Source organism: Empedobacter sp. UBA3475 (assembly GCF_002378465.1).
In the GTDB taxonomy this organism is placed as follows: domain Bacteria; phylum Bacteroidota; class Bacteroidia; order Flavobacteriales; family Weeksellaceae; genus Empedobacter; species Empedobacter falsenii_B.
Genome location: NZ_DFRA01000036.1, coordinates 12,762 through 29,868, shown reverse-complemented (window position 1 = coordinate 29,868; position 17,107 = coordinate 12,762). Strand labels below are relative to the sequence as shown.

Genomic DNA, 17,107 nt, shown 5'->3' with positions numbered 1-17,107 from the left:
TTTTTGGTTTCAGTTATGATTAATATTCCATTTCGATACGCGTCTCTACAGCATCACCCCAAAGACTTTCGATATCGTAATATTCTCTGTATTCTTTTTGGAAAATATGGACAATAACATTTGTGTAGTCCAACAAAACCCATTGATTGTTTTGTGTTCCTTCTACATGAAAAGGTCTTTCTGACATTTCTGTTTTTACAGTTCTTTCAATCGAACCTGCTAAAGCATTAACTTGTGTATTCGAGTTTCCGGTACAAATAACGAAGTATTGACAAAATGCATTTTCAATTTCGCGTAAATCTAGAATTGTAATTTCTTCTCCTTTAACATTTGTAATTCCGTCAACAATGCTATCTAGCAAGTCTTTTGTATATTGAGTATCTATCATCTTTTATTTTGTAATTCGCAAATTTAGTGAATCCTTATTAAAGTTTAAACTTTTTAAAATAACTTTAACCACTCTATAAAAATAGTAAAAAAAATGTATTTAATTAGTTTTGATTCTTTGCCTAATACGAATGAGTTCTTGGTGGATTTGTCCAAAAAAGATGCCAATAGTTGGACTGTCATACATGCTAAAAATCAAACAAAAGGAAAAGGTTACGCAGGAAATGAGTGGAAAGTTGTCGCTGGAGAAAATTTAACCTTTAGTTTTTTGCTGAAAACGGATTATAGTTTTCAAGAATTAATTTATTTTAATGAATGGATTTCGAATGTTATTTGTCTATTTTTAAAACAATTTCATCCAAAATCTAACGTAAAATGGCCAAATGATATCATTTTAAATGATAAAAAGGTTTGTGGAATATTAATCGAAAATCATCGTTCCAATGGAATTATGAATTCTGTAATCGGAATAGGAATTAATGTCAATCAAGCTGATTTTAATCACTTACCAAAAGCAACATCTATTCGAAAAGTAACTGACAAAGAATATGACATCGAGGAAATTTTGGCAGATTTAATACATTATTTCGAAAATGAATATTCAATTTTAGAAGAGAAAAATTTTGAACAAATTCATCAAACTTATTTAGATAATCTGTTTAGAAAAGATGAAATTTCGCATTTTAGATTGGATGGAGTAGAAGTGGACGGAATTATTAGAGATGTAAATGAAGCGGGAAATTTACTGATAGAAATCAATCAAGAATTGAGAGAATTTAAGCACAAAGAAATCGAACTTCTTTTTTAATCCTATAGAAAAGGCTATTTTTGTTTAATGGAAGAATTTGTAGTTTTAGTTGATCAGGACGATCAAAAATTAGGATTGATGGAGAAACAACAGGCTCATGTAGCTGGTTTGTTGCATCGTGCATTTTCTGTTTTTGTATTCAATTCCAAAGGAGAATTAATGATTCAGCAACGAGCTGCGAGCAAATACCATTCGCCAACGTTGTGGACGAATACATGTTGTAGTCATCCGCGCGATAACGAAACTTACGAACAAGCGGCGCACAGACGTTTGGAAGAAGAAATGGGATTTGATTGCGAATTAGAATATAAATTTAATTTCATTTACAAAGCGCATTTAGAAAATGATTTGATCGAGCATGAATTAGACCATGTTTTTATCGGAACATTTGATGATGAACCAAAGCTAAATCCTGATGAAGTGATGGCCTATCGTTGGGTAGAATTGGATGATTTGAAAAAAGATATGGAAAAAAATCCTCAGAATTATACAGCTTGGTTCAAAATAATTTTTGAACATTACGTTTCGTATATCGAAGAATAAAAATTTATACAGATGAAAGTTACTGTCAACAGAAAAGCACATTTTAATGCTGCGCACCGATTGTTTAACAAGAATTGGAGCGACGAACAAAATTTTGAAGTTTTCGGAAAATGTTCTTATCCAAACTATCACGGGCATAATTACGAAATTATTGTGGCGGTGAAAGGCGAAGTTGATCCAGAAACTGGTTTTGTGATGAATTTGGACGAATTACGAAAAATTATTGCGATTGAAGTTGAAGATTATTTGGATCATAAAAATCTGAATGTTGATATTGAAGAATTTAAAACTATCAATCCAACTGCCGAAAATATTGTGATTTTGATTTGGAATAAAATTAGAGCAAAATTAGCGACCGATTTAGAATTGAAAGTAACCTTATACGAAACTCCACGTAATTTTGTAGAATACGCAGGCGAATGAAATTAGGCGATCACATTCCAACCTTTTCGTTGGAGGATAACAAAGGAAATTGGTTTAATTCGGACGAATTTTTATACAAAAAATATTTTGTTTTATTCTTTTATCCGATGGATTTTACGCCAATGTGTACAAAAGAAGTATGTCAATTTCGTGATGTAAATGCAGATTTCAATGCTTTAGACGCTGTGATTGTCGGAATAAATGGACAATCAACTTCTTCTCACGAGAAGTTTTATACAAAACATCAATTAAACTTTCCGTTGCTTTCTGATAAAGGAGCAAAGTTGTCGAAGTTGTTGGGAATCAAAAAGAAATTTGGCTTAATCACACCGCGAGAAACTTTTGTATTCAATAAACAAGGAAAATTAATTAAACACATTGTTTCAAATGTAGCCGAAACGCACATTGAAGAAGCAATGCAAGCAATAAAAAAAGACCAAGGAAATTAGTTTTCTTGGTCTTTTTGTTTGTATAACATTTTTCTTATGACAACTCGATAAATAAAAAAGATAACCGTTCCAATTGCCGAATAAACCAACATTGTTTGCACATCGCTTTTATCGAACAAATATTTTAGTCCAAATAACACGAAAAAGAAAATGATACTATAAATGATATTTTGTTTCATGTGGTAAAAGTAGGAATTAATTTATTTGTTATAAAGATTCTATGAATCATTCTGAATTTGTTTCAGAGTTTCATTTTAAAACTTCACCTCACCAACCTTAATTAATTTCTTAGAAGTTGCCAATTGATTTGGATTTGTTCCTGGTTCGTCTTGCGGAACTTTTTTTCCTTTTTTACGATAGAAATCTATCCAAAAATCATCAATAATTCCAGTTTCTTTGTTTTTGAAATTCATGGGAATCAATTCAAAAATAGTATCATCACGAAAAGCTCTTTCCACAAAATCTGAACAATATAATTCGTCATCATTCAAAATGTATAACCAATTATAAGGTTTTCCGAGCATTGTTTTAGCTTTTTCAATTGCATGAGGAATTGTATATTGATATTCATTTTTGAGACGATAAATGACAATTTTATTATTCTTTTCGGTTTGAGAAATGTAAAAATGATGAATTTCCTCTCGTTGCGATCCGCCCATTGGAGCAGCATGTAGAACAAAAATAGAATCATCAGTTTTTTCGATTAAACCAACATGATCAAAATTGGTTTCGTCATTTATTTTTGTCACTCTATTTATCGCGCCCGAAAGTTCTTCTGTTTGCGCACCAACAAAAATCAAATCTCCATTTTGGATATTTTGTAATGAAATTGAATGTTTTTCTTTTAATATTTTTGCTTTTGTACAACTATTCATTGTCAATGTAAATAGAAGTAAAAAGATAGGAAATAAAACGAATATTTTTTTCATTCGGAATGAATTATTACTTTTAATCTACGAATTAACCAAAAAGATGGATTTTAAAAAAATTTTGACCATATCAATTGTCGTTTTATTGATTTTAGTTGGTGCTGCAATTATTATTGGAAGCAACAAAGATCGACGCGTTTTCTTTATTGAGAGCTTTAATAAACCAATTGAAAATGTTATTAATTCTCGTTTGGATACAGATTATTCGTACGAAATTGTAAAAGTAAAAGGTAAAACAAACGATACCATTTTGATTATTCCTTGCGAAGGTTGTCAACCATTGAAATTATCAGGAAAAATAAACGAAAAGTTTATGAACAAATTTGGTAAAGGAAAATCGGTTATGCGTTTCGAGCCGTATAAAGCGACGGAAGGGAATTTAAAAATTATTCATAAAATTAGATAATCTTCTATTAAAGAAATTTTCCTAACAATTAATTCCTTATTTTTGGGAGAATTATAAACTTATCAAAGCAAACAAACAATGAAAGTAACTGCATTAAACCAAAAGCACAAAGATTTAGGTGCGAAAATGGTTCCTTTTGCTGGATATGAAATGCCAGTGCAATACGCAGGTGTTAACCAAGAACATTTTGCTGTTCGAGAAAAAGTTGGCGTTTTTGATGTTTCTCACATGGGACAATTTTTTGTAAAAGGAGAAAAAGCAACAGACTTATTACAACACTTATTGACGAATGATGTAACGAAAGTTACTATTGGTCAAGCTCAATATAATGCAATGCCAAACGAAAAAGGAGGAATTGTAGATGATTTAATCATTTATAAAATCTCTGATGATGAGTGGATGGCAGTTGTAAATGCATCTAACATCGATAAAGATTGGGAATGGATGAACAAACACAATACGTTTGGTGCAGAATTAACAAACAAATCTGATGAGATGTCTTTGTTAGCAATCCAAGGACCAAAAGCAATTGAAGCGATGCAAGCATTGACAGATGTTAATTTAGCTGAAATTCCGTTCTATCATTTCGCAATTGGTACGTTTGCAGGTATGGAAAATGTGATTATTTCTGCAACTGGTTATACTGGTTCAGGAGGTTTCGAGATTTATTTCGCGAATGAGCAAGCAAACGAAATGTGGGACAAAGTAATGGAAGCTGGAAAATCTTTCGATATTGAGCCTTGCGGTTTAGCTTCTCGTGATACGTTGCGTTTAGAGAAAGGTTACTGTTTATACGGAAATGATATCAACGATGACACAACTCCATTAGAAGCTGGTCTTGCTTGGGTAACGAAATTGGATACAAACTTTATTTCTTCTGATATTTTGAAAGCTCAAAAAGAAGCTGGAGTTGAGAAGAAATTAGTTGGTTTCAAAATGATCGAAAGAGGAATTCCTCGCCACGATTATAAAGTTGTAGATGACAACGAGAATACAATCGGTATTGTGACTTCAGGAACGCAGTCTCCAATGTTGAAACAAGGAATTGGTTTAGCATATGTTCATACAGATTTTGCTAAAGTTGGAACAACAATTAGAATTCAAATTCGTGATAAAAATGTATTAGCAGAAGTTGTAAAAACTCCTTTTGTTTAAAACAATATAAAGTCAAAATACAAAAAAGCTTTCGAGGATTTCGAAAGCTTTTTTTATGAATTCATATTAATTGATACATTTATTGATGTCTTTTTTAGATAAAATTAATAAAATAGATTATTAACTACGAATATTATAAAATTGTTAATATTTCTTAAAAAAAACATAACTTAGATTTGCTTAAATATGATATATGTTATATTTTTGAGATAATAATATTACTGATCAGTAATACAATTAACACTAATTATGATTTTAAGACCTCTATTAGAGGTCTTTTTTATTTTTTAAAACTTTTGAGAATCAGCACTTGGTCCATAACTCGAAGGTAAATCTATTCCAAGTAAGCGATAAAAAACTCCCAATTGAGCGCGGTGATGTGTAATTTGATTTAAAGCATGACGAATTGCTTCATATTTTGTAAAATCTGCAAAAACAGTTTCTCCTTCTGTAACTTGCCATCTTTTTGATAAATGATCTTCGTTCACATTCTCTAACGCCGCTTTTCCTAATTCATAATCATCATCCAATTTTTGTTGTAAATCTTCAATAGAGGTAAATTTTGTCGGTTTGTAATCCCCTGCTGCAAAATCTAATTTATCAGTTGTTAAGATCAAAGCTGGCCAAGCAAATATTTCAACCACATGATTTGTTAAAGTTGTAATATCCATACTTTTTTCATGAGGTTTGTATGTCGTTTTATCCTCAGGAAATCTTGCAATAAATTCTTTGGTAATTTGATACTCGTTTTGCAATTCTTTTGCTAATAATTCTACTATTTTCATGTTGTTTTGATTTGTAGTTAAAAGGTACAAATTTTTGAAATAATTCATAAAAAAACTGCTTTACAATTTAGTAAAACAGTTTATATTTTTAGATATCGTCTGTGTATAAATCAATAATTGGACGAGGCTTTTTTCGCTTGATTTGAGTTAGCCAATAGACAAAAATTCCTATTCCATTTCCAAAAATAATAATCGTAATCCAGACCAAACGATCATCACTTTTTATCAAATTTGGATTCTTTAAAGCATGCACAATAAAGTAAACAAAAGAAATCACACCAGTGAAAAAACTCATCAATACCAAAAAGATAAAAATGATAAGATTTCCTAATAAGGCACTCAATAGTGATTTAGAACTTCCTAAATGTCCTAGCTGCGCATCGAGCGTGCTAAACATCGAATAAAAAATTCCAAAATAACTTAACAAGCCAAGTATAAATAAAGTGATAGGAACAATTGCCAAAGTAGCTTGTAACTTTGGATTGTTCAAAAGAGACGTTAAATCTCTGTCAATTAGTAGATTTTTCATCATTCGAAAAATAATCTTTTATTTTTTTTGCTTTAGATTTTCCTATACAATCGGTTAATTCTAACAAAGATGCATTTTTTATTCGTTCGACCGATTTAAATTTTGTTAATAATTCTTTAATTGTTTGCGGACCGACACCTTCTATTTCTTCCAAAACCGAATTATAAGCGTTTTTACTTCGACGATTTCGGTGACGCGTAATTCCAAATCGATGCGATTCATCTCGCACATGTTGAAGCACTTTTAAGGTTTCAGAATTTTTGTCCAAATATAACGGATAAGGATCGTCTGGATAATAAATTTCTTCCAAACGTTTCGCAATTCCAATCACGGAAACTTTTCCACGTAACCCTAAACGATCAATCGATTTTAGAGCAGAACTTAATTGTCCTTTTCCACCATCAATCAAAATTAATTGAGGCAAAGATTCTCCTTCAGCCAAAACTCTTGAATATCGTCTTTCAATCACTTCTTCCATAGTTGCAAAATCATTTGGCCCTTCTACAGTTTTAACATTGAAAATACGATAATCTTTTTTGCTTGGTTTTCCATTTTTGAACACCACACAAGCCGAAACAGGATTCGTTCCTTGAATGTTAGAGTTATCAAAACCTTCTATATGTCGAGGTTCTGCAGGTAAACGTAAATCAATTTTCATCTGATTCATGATACGATTTGTATGACGATCAGGATCGACGATTTTAGTTTGTTTAAGCTGTTCTAAACGATAAATTCGAGTATTTTTTAATGATAAATCGACAATATGTTTTTTATCGCCAATTTTTGGAACTGTAATTTTTCTGAACGGAATTTCTAAACTCAATTCAAACGGAACATAAATTTCTTTCGAAGTTAAATTAAATCGATCTGAAAAATCAATAATTGCGCGCTCCAATAAATCTTCGTCCGTTTCATCCAATTTCTTTTTCCATTCCTCTGTATGCGACTGTATAATAGCACCGTGATAAATTTTCATGAAATTGACATACGCATATTCTTCGTCTGACGTAATCGAAAAAACATCAACATTGGTAATCGTTGGCGAAACAATTGTAGATCGAGATTGATAATTCTGCAACGCTTCAATTTTTTCTTTAATCATTTGCGCTTTTTCAAACTTCAAATCCGATGCATATTTCGTCATTTGATTGACCAAATATTGTTTTGCTTCGTTAAATTCTCCTTTGATAATATTACGAATTGCCGAAATTTGTTCGTTGTATTCTTCTTCGGTTTGATAAGCTTCACAAGGACCAAGACAATTGCCAATATGATATTCTAAACAAACTTTGAATTTATGATTTTCAATATTTTTCTCGCTCAAATCGTACGAACATGTTCTTAGTTGATACAATTCTTTGATCAAACCTAACAAAACTTTCATCGCTTTTCCGTTAGAATATGGTCCAAAATATTCCGAACCATCTTTGATTACATTGCGAGTCGAAAAAATTCGCGGAAATCGTTCATTTTTGATACAAATCCAAGGATAGGTTTTGTCATCTCTTAACAGGATATTATATCGCGGTTGATGTTCTTTAATCAAATTATTTTCCAACAACAACGCGTCATATTCAGAATTTACGTTGATGGTTTCGATGTTATCAATATTACTCACCAAAACACGCAAACGTTTTGAATCGTGTTGTTTATTGAAATACGAATTCACGCGACGCTTCAAGTTTTTCGCTTTGCCAATGTATAACAAATCTCCTTTTTTGTTATAATACTGATAAACACCAGGCGTTTCGGGTAAACTCGCTAATTTTAATTTTACATTTTCATTCATCAAAATACCTCTACAACATTTATTTTTTGCTGTTCATCATCAATATAAATCAAGATTTTGGTCTGAATATTATAACCTAAATTTCTAAAAAAATCTGTATATCTATTCACTTGAAAATGATGATCTAAATCGGGTTGACCAGTTTTATAATCGATAATCGAACAATTATTTTCTGCATCAATTACTACACGATCTGCTCTGAAAATTTGTCCATTTTCATCAATAAAATCGCGTTCATTCAAAACCGTTAAACCTTCAGCAAAATATGGAACTAATTTAGCATCTTGTAATAAATTTTGCAAGGTTTTTTGCAGATGTTCTACATTTTCGACTGAAATTGTACCACGCTGTTTTTCACTTTCGATGATTTTTGGTAAATCATTTTGTGTAACAATTTGCGATAAAATGTTATGAACTGTATTTCCAAATTCGGTGAATTTTAACTTTTCTTGCGCTTTTTCTGAATTGGTGTTAATCACTAAACGCGTATTCCAATCCGAAGAATAAATTTTTAACTCAGCTGAAGAGTTTTCTATGATTTTAGGGGTTGAAATTCGTTCTGGAGAACCTTTCAAAATAACTTCATCCTCAGAAAAACCTTTACTGAAAACAAATTCGTGCAAGTAGTTTGCAATATTTTTTGATTTCGAAGATTCTTTTGGTTTTAGCGCTATCATATACAATTGCTCTTTTGCGCGCGTTGTTGCAACATAAAGCGTATTAATTTCATCCAATTGAACCAAATTCTCTTCTTCGTCAATCTTCGATTTTATCGCTTCATTTTTGATTGATTTTAATTCATTATTAATTCCAACATAAAATGTTTCGAACGGATTTTCCTCATCTTTTTGTAATGGAATCCAAATTTTAGAATTCTTACTTTGCCAATCCAAAAATGGCAAAATTACAACTGGAAATTCTAATCCTTTTGACTTGTGGATCGTCATAATCTGAATTGCATCGACACCTTTTGGTGTTTTGATACTCGCTTTATCTTTGATTGTTGACCAAAACTCAAGAAATGAATTAAGATCAGATTCATTTTTTGATGAATATTCTAAAATAACATCCAAAAAGCTCAAAATATAAGCTGGTGAACGCTCTTGTAAATGTAAAGTTCGAATCGCTTTTTCGGTGAAATCGTATAATGAAAGGTTTTGATCTTGAATAAAATCTAAATCAATTCCAAGTGATTTGGTTAATTTTAAAAACTTTGGCAAATCACCTTTTAAGGCTTTTTCAACTGCGATTGTTAAATCATCTGTTTTGAATAATTCTAATTCATAAGCCACCATCAAAAAACGAATTTTTGATTGTTCGTCTTGTGGATTTGATGTGATTTTGAACAAATATTCAATCAATTGAATTTCGAAAGAATTTTTTAACAATAAAGCTTCATTTGAAATCACAACCAAGTTATTTTCGGTCAAATATTTCGCTAACAAAATCCCTTGCGCATTACTACGAACCAAAATCGCAATATCTTTTAATGAAAAACCATTTGCTCGACAATCTTCAATTGTTTTAAGAACTAATTCTAAATTTTGTTCTTTAAATAAATCTTTCGAACGACCTTCTTGCTCAATGAAATTTATTTTGACAAAACCATCTTTTTGATGATTAGTTAATTGTTTATTTCCAATCTCGTACAAATATTGAAAACTCGGCAAATTGAGTTGTGGCGCGATAAACGAATACAATTCATTGTTAAATTGAATAATATTTTCGTGACTTCGCCAGTTTTTTTCTAATTCTTCAACTTTAATATTTTCTTCCTCTTTTCGATCGATTAAATCAATCATTTGTGCAGGATTTCCACCTCGCCAACGATAAATAGACTGTTTTGCATCGCCAACCAACATAATCGTGTCAGATTGCGCACGCGCATTTTCGACCAACGGATTCAGATTATTCCATTGTAACGTCGATGTATCCTGAAATTCATCAATAAAATAATGATTGTAGCGCGAACCAATTCGTTCGTAAATAAAATTGGCTGGCTGTTGTTGCAGATTTTTACTGATAATGGTATTAAATTCGTTAATCAATAAAACATTTGAATCTTTTTTGATCGAATCCAATGATTTTTCAACTTCATTAATCAACGAAATTGAGGATATATTTTTTTGAATTGAGGTTAACAAAAGTAAGTGATCATTGATGTTCGCAGCTTTTTCGAACAAATCTTTCACTTGAGGAAAAATAGATTCTGCTATTACATCTTTCACTTTCGAAAGATAACCTTCTTCCAAAATATCTTTTGTATTCGCATCGGTTGGTAAAATCAAACCAAAACCATCAAAGTTTTTTAATTTCTGGAAAAAAGCAGCAATTCCTCGACTTTTTCCTGGTAATTCATTTACCGAAATTCCATTGTTTGCAAGCAATTCGAAAAACTCATTTCCGATTGTAATCAAACCATCTTTCAAAGTTTTTATATCATCAAAAATAACTTTTCGGTAACGAATAAATTCGTCTAACGAAATGTTTTTTAATTTTTCTAAATCTTGTAAATGTCTATCATTAGAAATGTCCGAAGTGTCTGAAGAAAGCGTTTTTCGAATATCCCACGATTTATTTGCGTCCATATTATCCAATGCAATTTTGATCATTGTTTGCGTTAGTTTTTCGTCTTCCCCAATTTTTGAATACAACAAATCAACAGATTCATTAATGATTTCATTCGTATTCATTTCGACATCAAAATTCATTGATAAACCCAAATCTTGTGCAAAAGATTTCATCAATCGAAGATTAAATTTATCAATCGTAGAAATCGAAAATTTGGAATAATTATGAAGAATCGCAATCAGAATATTGTATGCTTTTGTCTTAATGATTTCAGGCTTCAAATTCAGTTCTGAAGCTAATTCTAGAATATAGCCATCTTCTTTTGGATTAGGGTTTTTGGCAATTTCTTCTAAAGTTTCGATGATACGTTCCTTCATTTCGCCGGCCGCTTTATTGGTAAATGTAATGGCTAAAATATGCTCGAAATGATAATCGCTTTCATTCGTCAATAACAACGAAAGAAATTCCTTTACCAATGTGTAAGTTTTACCTGCTCCAGCGGAAGCATTGTAAATTTTGAAATCGCCTGCTTGTAACAAATTCTGAATTTTTAGGAAAGTTAAACAATCTTCTCAAAAATAGAAAATCAGAATGCCAAAACATGACGTACTAAAAAAGGAAACCTGAACGAGTTTCCCTTTTTTTTGAATATGTTATAAATACTATGAAATTTTTATTATTTCTTAATTTCTTTTTTTAATTCTTTTTGCCTTTTTTCAATCTCTTTTAGCATTTGTTTAGTATTTTTTTCTTGTAATTCTAGTTCTTTCTTTTTCTCCTCAAGATGTTTACTCATTTCTTTTGGATCTTCAGAATAAAATGTTTTTACAGTAAAAGTACCTAATTTTTGTATTTCGGGATTTTTGGGATCAACTTTAAATTTCGTTACTTCTCTTGCAGAATGCGGTTCTACTGTAATTGCCCACGGATTTTTAGTATCCGTTTTTACAGCTGCAATATCATAATCTCTTGCTTGCGCATTTTTTACTTGTTTTTCTATTTCTGTATTATCAACTACTTTATTTTTTGAAAAACTTAAACTATAACTATTATCAATTCCTTTTGATTTTAATTGATTCTCTAAATAAACTCTATCAATTTCAGAACTAATAATTTTGTGCTCAACACCATTTTTATCTGTATAAATAGAGTAACCATTTTTCAACGTAATATTATTTTTTACTGTTGGCATTTTAGCTGTTTTTACTTTTTTATCGATATTCGGAATGTCTTTTTCAGAATTGAAAATTTTGATGATGCTTGAATCTTTTTTGATAACTTCAATAAAATCTTCACCTCCGCTTTTTCTTACAAAAACTTTTTCGATATCTTTTGGATCAATTTTTTGCAAAACTTTTCCGTCCGTTCCATATAAAATTGTAGGAACCATATTTTTCTTCAAAACAATATCTTTTATTTTGATAGAATCATTCAGAATGATATCTCCTGCGTCATTCAAGATAATTTTGTTTTGCGGATTACTTTTCAAAATCATTTTTAACTCATCTTTCGTAATCACTTTTTCTATTGGAGTTGTTGTTTTAGCTTGATCTGTTTTGAGAAGCGAATCTCTCAAAGTAGTTGCTTGTCCAAGAAGAATTTCGGCTTGCGATTGAACAGGTTTTTCCAACGCTTGTTCCACTTTTTGAGCTTTTATCTCAACTTCTTGCGCAAACGATTTTTGACTAAAAAGTACAAAAGCACTCAATATAAAAGGCAACGAAGCAAAAGATAGAATTTTCACTTTTCGTTTTGATGTATTTTTTGTCATCATAAGCAGGCGTTTTTTAGTTAGAATAAAATTGAAATTACTTGCCATCATCGATGGATTTTGCGTTGCAATACAATCCAAAATTTGATGTTGGTAAGTTTTTAAATCTGAGTTTCTTTTCAATACATATTCATCTGCCAAAAACTCGTGATTTAGTTTGATTGATTTTTTATAGAAATAAATAAACGGATTGAACCAAAAAAGAATTTGAAAAATTTCAATTAACAAAATGTCCAAACTATGTTTCTGAATGCAATGCGCTTTTTCGTGATCAATTAAATTTTGATGTAAACTTTTTAGTTGCTTTTTCGGAATAAAAATATATTTCCAAAAACTATACGGCTGATTCGAATCTAAATCAAGAATATATGTAATTTCTTGATCTTTGATTTTTTCCTCAGTCTTAATTTTGAACATCAATTCGTACAAATTGTAGATAAATCTTACAAGAAATATTACGCCAACCAAAATGTAAATAACAGTCAAAATATCACCAAAATTAATTCCTTTTTCTTGTTGCAACAATTCAGGGTTTTGCATTAGAAAAGCCAATAATTCGGGCGAAATATTTGTTTCTGTCGCTGTGATAGGCAAATCAATTTTGTACAAAGGCGCGATTAACGAAAATATCAACGAAAACAACAGATAAAAACGATTGATTTTATACATGCTTTCGCGTTCCAAAAAAAGTTTATAAAACGAATATAAAAATCCGGAACAAAGAATAAATTTTATAAAAAAAGCAACCATAGTTTATTTCTTTTTGCGATCTATTTCGTTGTCAATTATATCACGTAATTTTTCTAATTCTTCGACCGACATATTGTTCGATTTTGCAAAAAATGAAGCAAATTGTGTTGCCGAATTATTAAAGAAGTTCGAAATCATTCCTTTTACTTCTTTCGAAAAATAATCATCTTTTTTCACCAAAGCATAATATCGACGCGAGTTTCCCATTTGTTCGTAATCAATATAGCCTTTGTCATGCATCCTTTTTAATAAGGTTGAAATTGTAGTATTTGCAGGTTTTGGATTGTCATACGAATCGATAATATCTTTCGCAAAAACTTGTTTTCCGCTCCAGATAACTTCCATTACTTCCTCTTCTCTTCTTGATAATTTAACTTTCATATCTACAACTGTATTTTTATTACTACAAATATAGAATTTAATTTGACAAGGCAAAATTGTTTTACAAGTAATCACAAAAAAAAGGAGCTAAAAGCTCCTTTGTATATTTTGATTTGAAATAAATTACATTTCAGCTAATTTATACGCTATACCAACACTAAAGTATGTGTTAGTAATTTTGTAATTGTCATTTATTGTTTGTGAATAATAATCATTAATATTTGATAATCCTTTTGTAAAACGAGCATTGATTTCTAATTCATCTGTAATTTTATATGCTGCACCAAAATTTAATCCGAAATCAAATGTTTTGAAATTATCTACAAATTTTTCTTTTTCATTAATTTTTCCTTCTTCAGTTTTCTTTTTAGCAGAAACTAAGAAACCTAATTGTGGACCAAATTCAACATTTAATCCATCCATAATTTCATAACGTCCCATCAATGGAATATTAATATTATGTGTAATTAATTTAGCTTTTGAGTTATCATTTGTTTTCAATCCAGCTCCTTGTTTAGAATATAATAACTCTGGTTGAAAACTAATTTGATCTGTTATTTTGTAGTTTGCATAACCACCAATATAAAAGTCAGTTCTAAATTTAGTTCCTAAACCATTTCCCTGACTATCAGAGTAAATTTTTCTAGAATCACCAGATAAAGTCGGGAAGTTAAGACCTCCTTTTACTCCTAAATCAATTTGCGCATTTGCTGCACTTAATCCACCGAAAAGTGCTATTCCTAAAATAAGTTTCTTCATTTTTTTATTACTTAAGTCTGAGTTATAATAATTAATTCAAAAGTAAAGTTTTATTCATACAGAAGATTGATTTACACTTTAAAAAAATCAATAATACTTTTCTGATTCACAATTTCTGTGCCTTATTTGTTAAAAATTGATAAAATTTTAAGATTTACAAATATCATCTAAATATTCTAAAATAATTTTAGTTGCATTTGGTGAATCTTGAACAAAATCTCCAGCTTTTTTTCCACTTTCTTTTCGGAAATTTTCATCGTTCATCAAACGATTCATAATTGTATCAAATTCATGTCGATTAGCAATAGAAAATCCTCCGCCAACTTCTATCAAATCCACAGCTTCCTGAAATTTCTTGTATTTAGGACCAAAAACGACAGGATTTCCAAATGTTACAGCTTCTAACGTGTTATGAATTCCTGCACCAAAACCTCCGCCAATATAGGTAATATCTGCATAAGAATAGACTTTTGATAAAATACCAATTGTATTTAGAATAAATATTTTCGAATCGATTAACTCTTGATTGGATGTTTTTTCTAAATCAGAAAATTTAACAGCTTTTTGATTGATTTTATTCAGAAAAGAATTGATTTCAGCATCATTCAAATTATGTGGTGCAAAAACAATTTTCCAATCATTATTTAATTTTTGGTTGATTAAATTCACAAATAATTCTTCATCTTTTGGCCAAGAACTTCCAACAACAATTAATTTCGAATTTTGTTTAAAATCATTCATAAAATCCAATTCATTATCTTGATGAATGATCTGTTTGACACGATCAAATCGCGTATCGCCTGCAATTGTATTTTGTGTGATATTGATTGAATCCAGTAAATCTTTTGATTTTTGATTTTGAACAAAGAAATGATTTATCAAACTTAATTTTTTCGCAAACCAATTATTTCCGTCTTTTTTGAAAAAATTTTGACTCTCTCTAAAGATTGACGAAACCACTATTGTAGGAATGTTTTGCTGATGTAATTCGATAATCAAATTAAACCAATATTCGTATTTCACCAAAATCAAAATTTCTGGATGAAGCACTTTTATTAACTTTTCTGCATTTGATTTTGTGTCCAAAGGCAAATAAAAAATAACGTCTGCGCCTTGATAATTCTTTCTAATTTCATAACCAGAAGGAGAGAAAAATGAAACAGCAATTTTATGTGTTGGATAGTTTTCTTTCAATGCTTCGATCACTGGTCTACCTTGTTCAAATTCGCCTAAAGATGAACAATGTACCCACAAAACTTTATCGGTTTCTGAAATTTTAGAAGCTATTTTTTCTTCCCAATTTTTTCTTCCATCTACCCAAAGTTTTGCTTTTTCGTTAAAATTCGAAGCCAATTTTAGCGCCATTCCGTACGCTTTAATTGATGTGTTATAAAATCCTTGCACAATGTTGCAAAGTTAAAAATTTAGAATGAGCTTTTTTTGTACATTTGTTGTAATAATAACGACTTTTTAAAGTTGTAGATTTTGAAAGATTCATTAAGTTATGAAAAAAATACAAATGGTTGACTTACAAAGTCAATATCAAAAAATAAAAGGAGACGTTGATGCAGCAATTTTGAATGTTTTGGATTCGGCTGCTTTTATTAATGGACCAGAAGTAAAACAATTCGAAACTGAATTGCAAAATTACTTAAATGTAAAACACGTAATTCCTTGTGGAAACGGAACTGATGCGTTGCAAATTGCTTTGATGGCCTTAGGTTTAGAGCCAGGTGATGAAGTAATTACGGCAGATTTTACATTTGCTGCAACAGTAGAGGTTGTTGATTTATTGAAATTAAATTCGATTTTAGTTGACGTTGATTATGATACTTTTACAATTGAAACAGAAAAATTAAAAGCGGCAATCACGCCAAAAACAAAAGCAATTATTCCAGTTCATTTATTTGGTCAATGTGCGAATATGGACGAGATTATGGCAATTGCAAAAGAACATAACTTATATGTTGTAGAAGATACTGCACAAGCTATTGGAGCGGATTACAAAGGTCGAAAAGCTGGAACAATTGGTCACATTGGTTGTACATCTTTCTTTCCTTCAAAAAACTTAGGTTGTTATGGTGATGGTGGAGCAATTTTTACAAATGATGATGATATTGCACATCGTTTACGTGGAATTGTAAATCACGGAATGTACAAACGTTACTACCACGATGAAGTTGGTGTTAACTCTCGTTTGGATTCTGTTCAAGCAGCAGTTTTACGTCGTAAATTACCTTTCTTAAATGATTATAACGCTGCTCGTAACAAAGCTGCGGCTTATTATACAGATGCTTTTAAAGATATTGATGCATTATTAACGCCTGTAAAAGGAGAAGACACAACTCACGTATTCCATCAATATACGTTACGTGTAACAAATGGTAAACGTAATGAATTACAAGCTTTCTTGACTGAAAAAGAAATTCCTGCGATGATTTATTATCCTGTTCCATTACGCAAACAAAAAGCGTATGATAACGGGCATTATAATGATGCAGATTTTCCAAATACAAACAAATTGGTAGAAGAAGTAATGTCTTTACCAATGCACACAGAGTTAGATGAGGAGCAATTGGCTTACATCACTTCTGCTGTTCGCGAATTTTTTGGAAAATAATTTATCCTAAAAATAATACGAAAAAGCTTCTGATTAGTTTCAGAAGCTTTTT

At 30.5% G+C, this 17,107-nt stretch carries 18 protein-coding genes; 7 read left to right on the top strand and 11 right to left on the bottom strand.

The window, feature by feature from the left end:
• Positions 1–19: 19 nt before the first annotated feature.
• Positions 20–388, bottom strand: coding sequence for a ribosome silencing factor (gene rsfS / locus B3I31_RS08165; protein WP_291060558.1), 369 nt, complete (start codon positions 386–388; stop codon positions 20–22).
• Between the two features lie 93 nt (positions 389–481).
• On the opposite strand from rsfS, the gene B3I31_RS08160 reads away from it, so the two are divergent.
• From B3I31_RS08160 to B3I31_RS08145, 4 genes are read left to right on the top strand one after another with little or no spacing between them, the layout of a single operon-like run.
• On the top strand, positions 482–1,195 hold the full coding sequence (locus B3I31_RS08160; RefSeq protein ID WP_219033682.1) for a biotin--[acetyl-CoA-carboxylase] ligase: 714 nt from the start codon (positions 482–484) through the stop codon (positions 1,193–1,195).
• Between the two features lie 27 nt (positions 1,196–1,222).
• Positions 1,223–1,738 carry an isopentenyl-diphosphate Delta-isomerase gene (idi, locus tag B3I31_RS08155; protein WP_115001587.1) on the top strand — a complete coding sequence of 172 codons (516 nt, stop codon included), beginning with the start codon at positions 1,223–1,225 and terminating at the stop codon, positions 1,736–1,738.
• Between the two features lie 12 nt (positions 1,739–1,750).
• Positions 1,751–2,161, top strand: coding sequence for a 6-pyruvoyl trahydropterin synthase family protein (locus tag B3I31_RS08150; RefSeq protein WP_125350508.1), 411 nt, complete (start codon positions 1,751–1,753; stop codon positions 2,159–2,161).
• Complete coding sequence (locus tag B3I31_RS08145) at positions 2,158–2,610, top strand: peroxiredoxin (RefSeq protein WP_219033681.1); 453 nt, start codon at positions 2,158–2,160, stop codon at positions 2,608–2,610. Before B3I31_RS08150 ends, B3I31_RS08145 begins: the two co-directional genes overlap by 4 nt.
• Here the strand turns inward: B3I31_RS08145 and B3I31_RS08140 are convergent.
• A complete protein-coding gene (locus tag B3I31_RS08140) occupies positions 2,607–2,789 on the bottom strand; it encodes a hypothetical protein (RefSeq protein ID WP_219033680.1) in 183 nt (60 codons plus the stop codon). The genes B3I31_RS08145 and B3I31_RS08140 overlap by 4 nt on opposite strands.
• A 75-nt stretch (positions 2,790–2,864) precedes the next feature.
• On the bottom strand, positions 2,865–3,539 hold the full coding sequence (locus B3I31_RS08135) for a YiiX/YebB-like N1pC/P60 family cysteine hydrolase (protein WP_257467987.1): 675 nt from the start codon (positions 3,537–3,539) through the stop codon (positions 2,865–2,867).
• Positions 3,540–3,582: 43 nt separating this feature from the next.
• Between B3I31_RS08135 and B3I31_RS08130 the strand changes: the two genes are divergently transcribed.
• Both B3I31_RS08130 and gcvT read left to right on the top strand, forming a co-directional pair.
• Positions 3,583–3,945, top strand: a complete 363-nt coding sequence (locus B3I31_RS08130; protein WP_219033679.1) for a hypothetical protein — start codon at positions 3,583–3,585, stop codon at positions 3,943–3,945.
• Positions 3,946–4,023: 78 nt separating this feature from the next.
• Positions 4,024–5,100 (top strand): glycine cleavage system aminomethyltransferase GcvT, encoded by a 1,077-nt coding sequence (gene gcvT / locus B3I31_RS08125; RefSeq protein WP_291047111.1) that lies wholly within the window; start codon positions 4,024–4,026, stop codon positions 5,098–5,100.
• A 287-nt stretch (positions 5,101–5,387) separates the two neighbouring features.
• On the opposite strand, the gene B3I31_RS08120 is transcribed toward gcvT, so the two are convergent.
• The 8 genes from B3I31_RS08120 to B3I31_RS08085 all read right to left on the bottom strand — a co-directional run bounded on the left by B3I31_RS08120 (position 5,388) and on the right by B3I31_RS08085 (position 15,839).
• A complete protein-coding gene (locus B3I31_RS08120) occupies positions 5,388–5,885 on the bottom strand; it encodes a DinB family protein (protein WP_125348619.1) in 498 nt (165 codons plus the stop codon).
• Positions 5,886–5,973: 88 nt separating this feature from the next.
• A complete protein-coding gene (locus B3I31_RS08115) occupies positions 5,974–6,414 on the bottom strand; it encodes a hypothetical protein (RefSeq protein ID WP_257467985.1) in 441 nt (146 codons plus the stop codon).
• Positions 6,395–8,203, bottom strand: coding sequence for an excinuclease ABC subunit UvrC (uvrC, locus tag B3I31_RS08110; RefSeq protein WP_291060556.1), 1,809 nt, complete (start codon positions 8,201–8,203; stop codon positions 6,395–6,397). The genes B3I31_RS08115 and uvrC overlap by 20 nt, the downstream gene beginning before the upstream one ends.
• Positions 8,203–11,313 (bottom strand): UvrD-helicase domain-containing protein, encoded by a 3,111-nt coding sequence (locus tag B3I31_RS08105; protein ID WP_291060554.1) that lies wholly within the window; start codon positions 11,311–11,313, stop codon positions 8,203–8,205. Before B3I31_RS08105 ends, uvrC begins: the two co-directional genes overlap by 1 nt.
• Positions 11,314–11,450: 137 nt before the next feature.
• Positions 11,451–13,214 (bottom strand): M56 family metallopeptidase, encoded by a 1,764-nt coding sequence (locus tag B3I31_RS08100; RefSeq protein ID WP_291060552.1) that lies wholly within the window; start codon positions 13,212–13,214, stop codon positions 11,451–11,453.
• Positions 13,215–13,298: 84 nt separating this feature from the next.
• Positions 13,299–13,676: a BlaI/MecI/CopY family transcriptional regulator gene (locus tag B3I31_RS08095; protein ID WP_291087909.1), complete on the bottom strand. Its 378-nt coding sequence runs from the start codon at positions 13,674–13,676 to the stop codon at positions 13,299–13,301.
• A 123-nt stretch (positions 13,677–13,799) separates the two neighbouring features.
• Positions 13,800–14,435: a porin family protein gene (locus B3I31_RS08090; RefSeq protein WP_291062575.1), complete on the bottom strand. Its 636-nt coding sequence runs from the start codon at positions 14,433–14,435 to the stop codon at positions 13,800–13,802.
• Positions 14,436–14,582: 147 nt separating this feature from the next.
• Entirely contained in the window at positions 14,583–15,839 is a 1,257-nt protein-coding gene (locus tag B3I31_RS08085) for a 3-deoxy-D-manno-octulosonic acid transferase (RefSeq protein ID WP_291060547.1), read from the bottom strand.
• Between the two features lie 100 nt (positions 15,840–15,939).
• On the opposite strand from B3I31_RS08085, the gene B3I31_RS08080 reads away from it, so the two are divergent.
• Positions 15,940–17,055, top strand: coding sequence for a DegT/DnrJ/EryC1/StrS family aminotransferase (locus tag B3I31_RS08080; protein ID WP_291087906.1), 1,116 nt, complete (start codon positions 15,940–15,942; stop codon positions 17,053–17,055).
• Positions 17,056–17,107 lie beyond the last annotated feature (52 nt).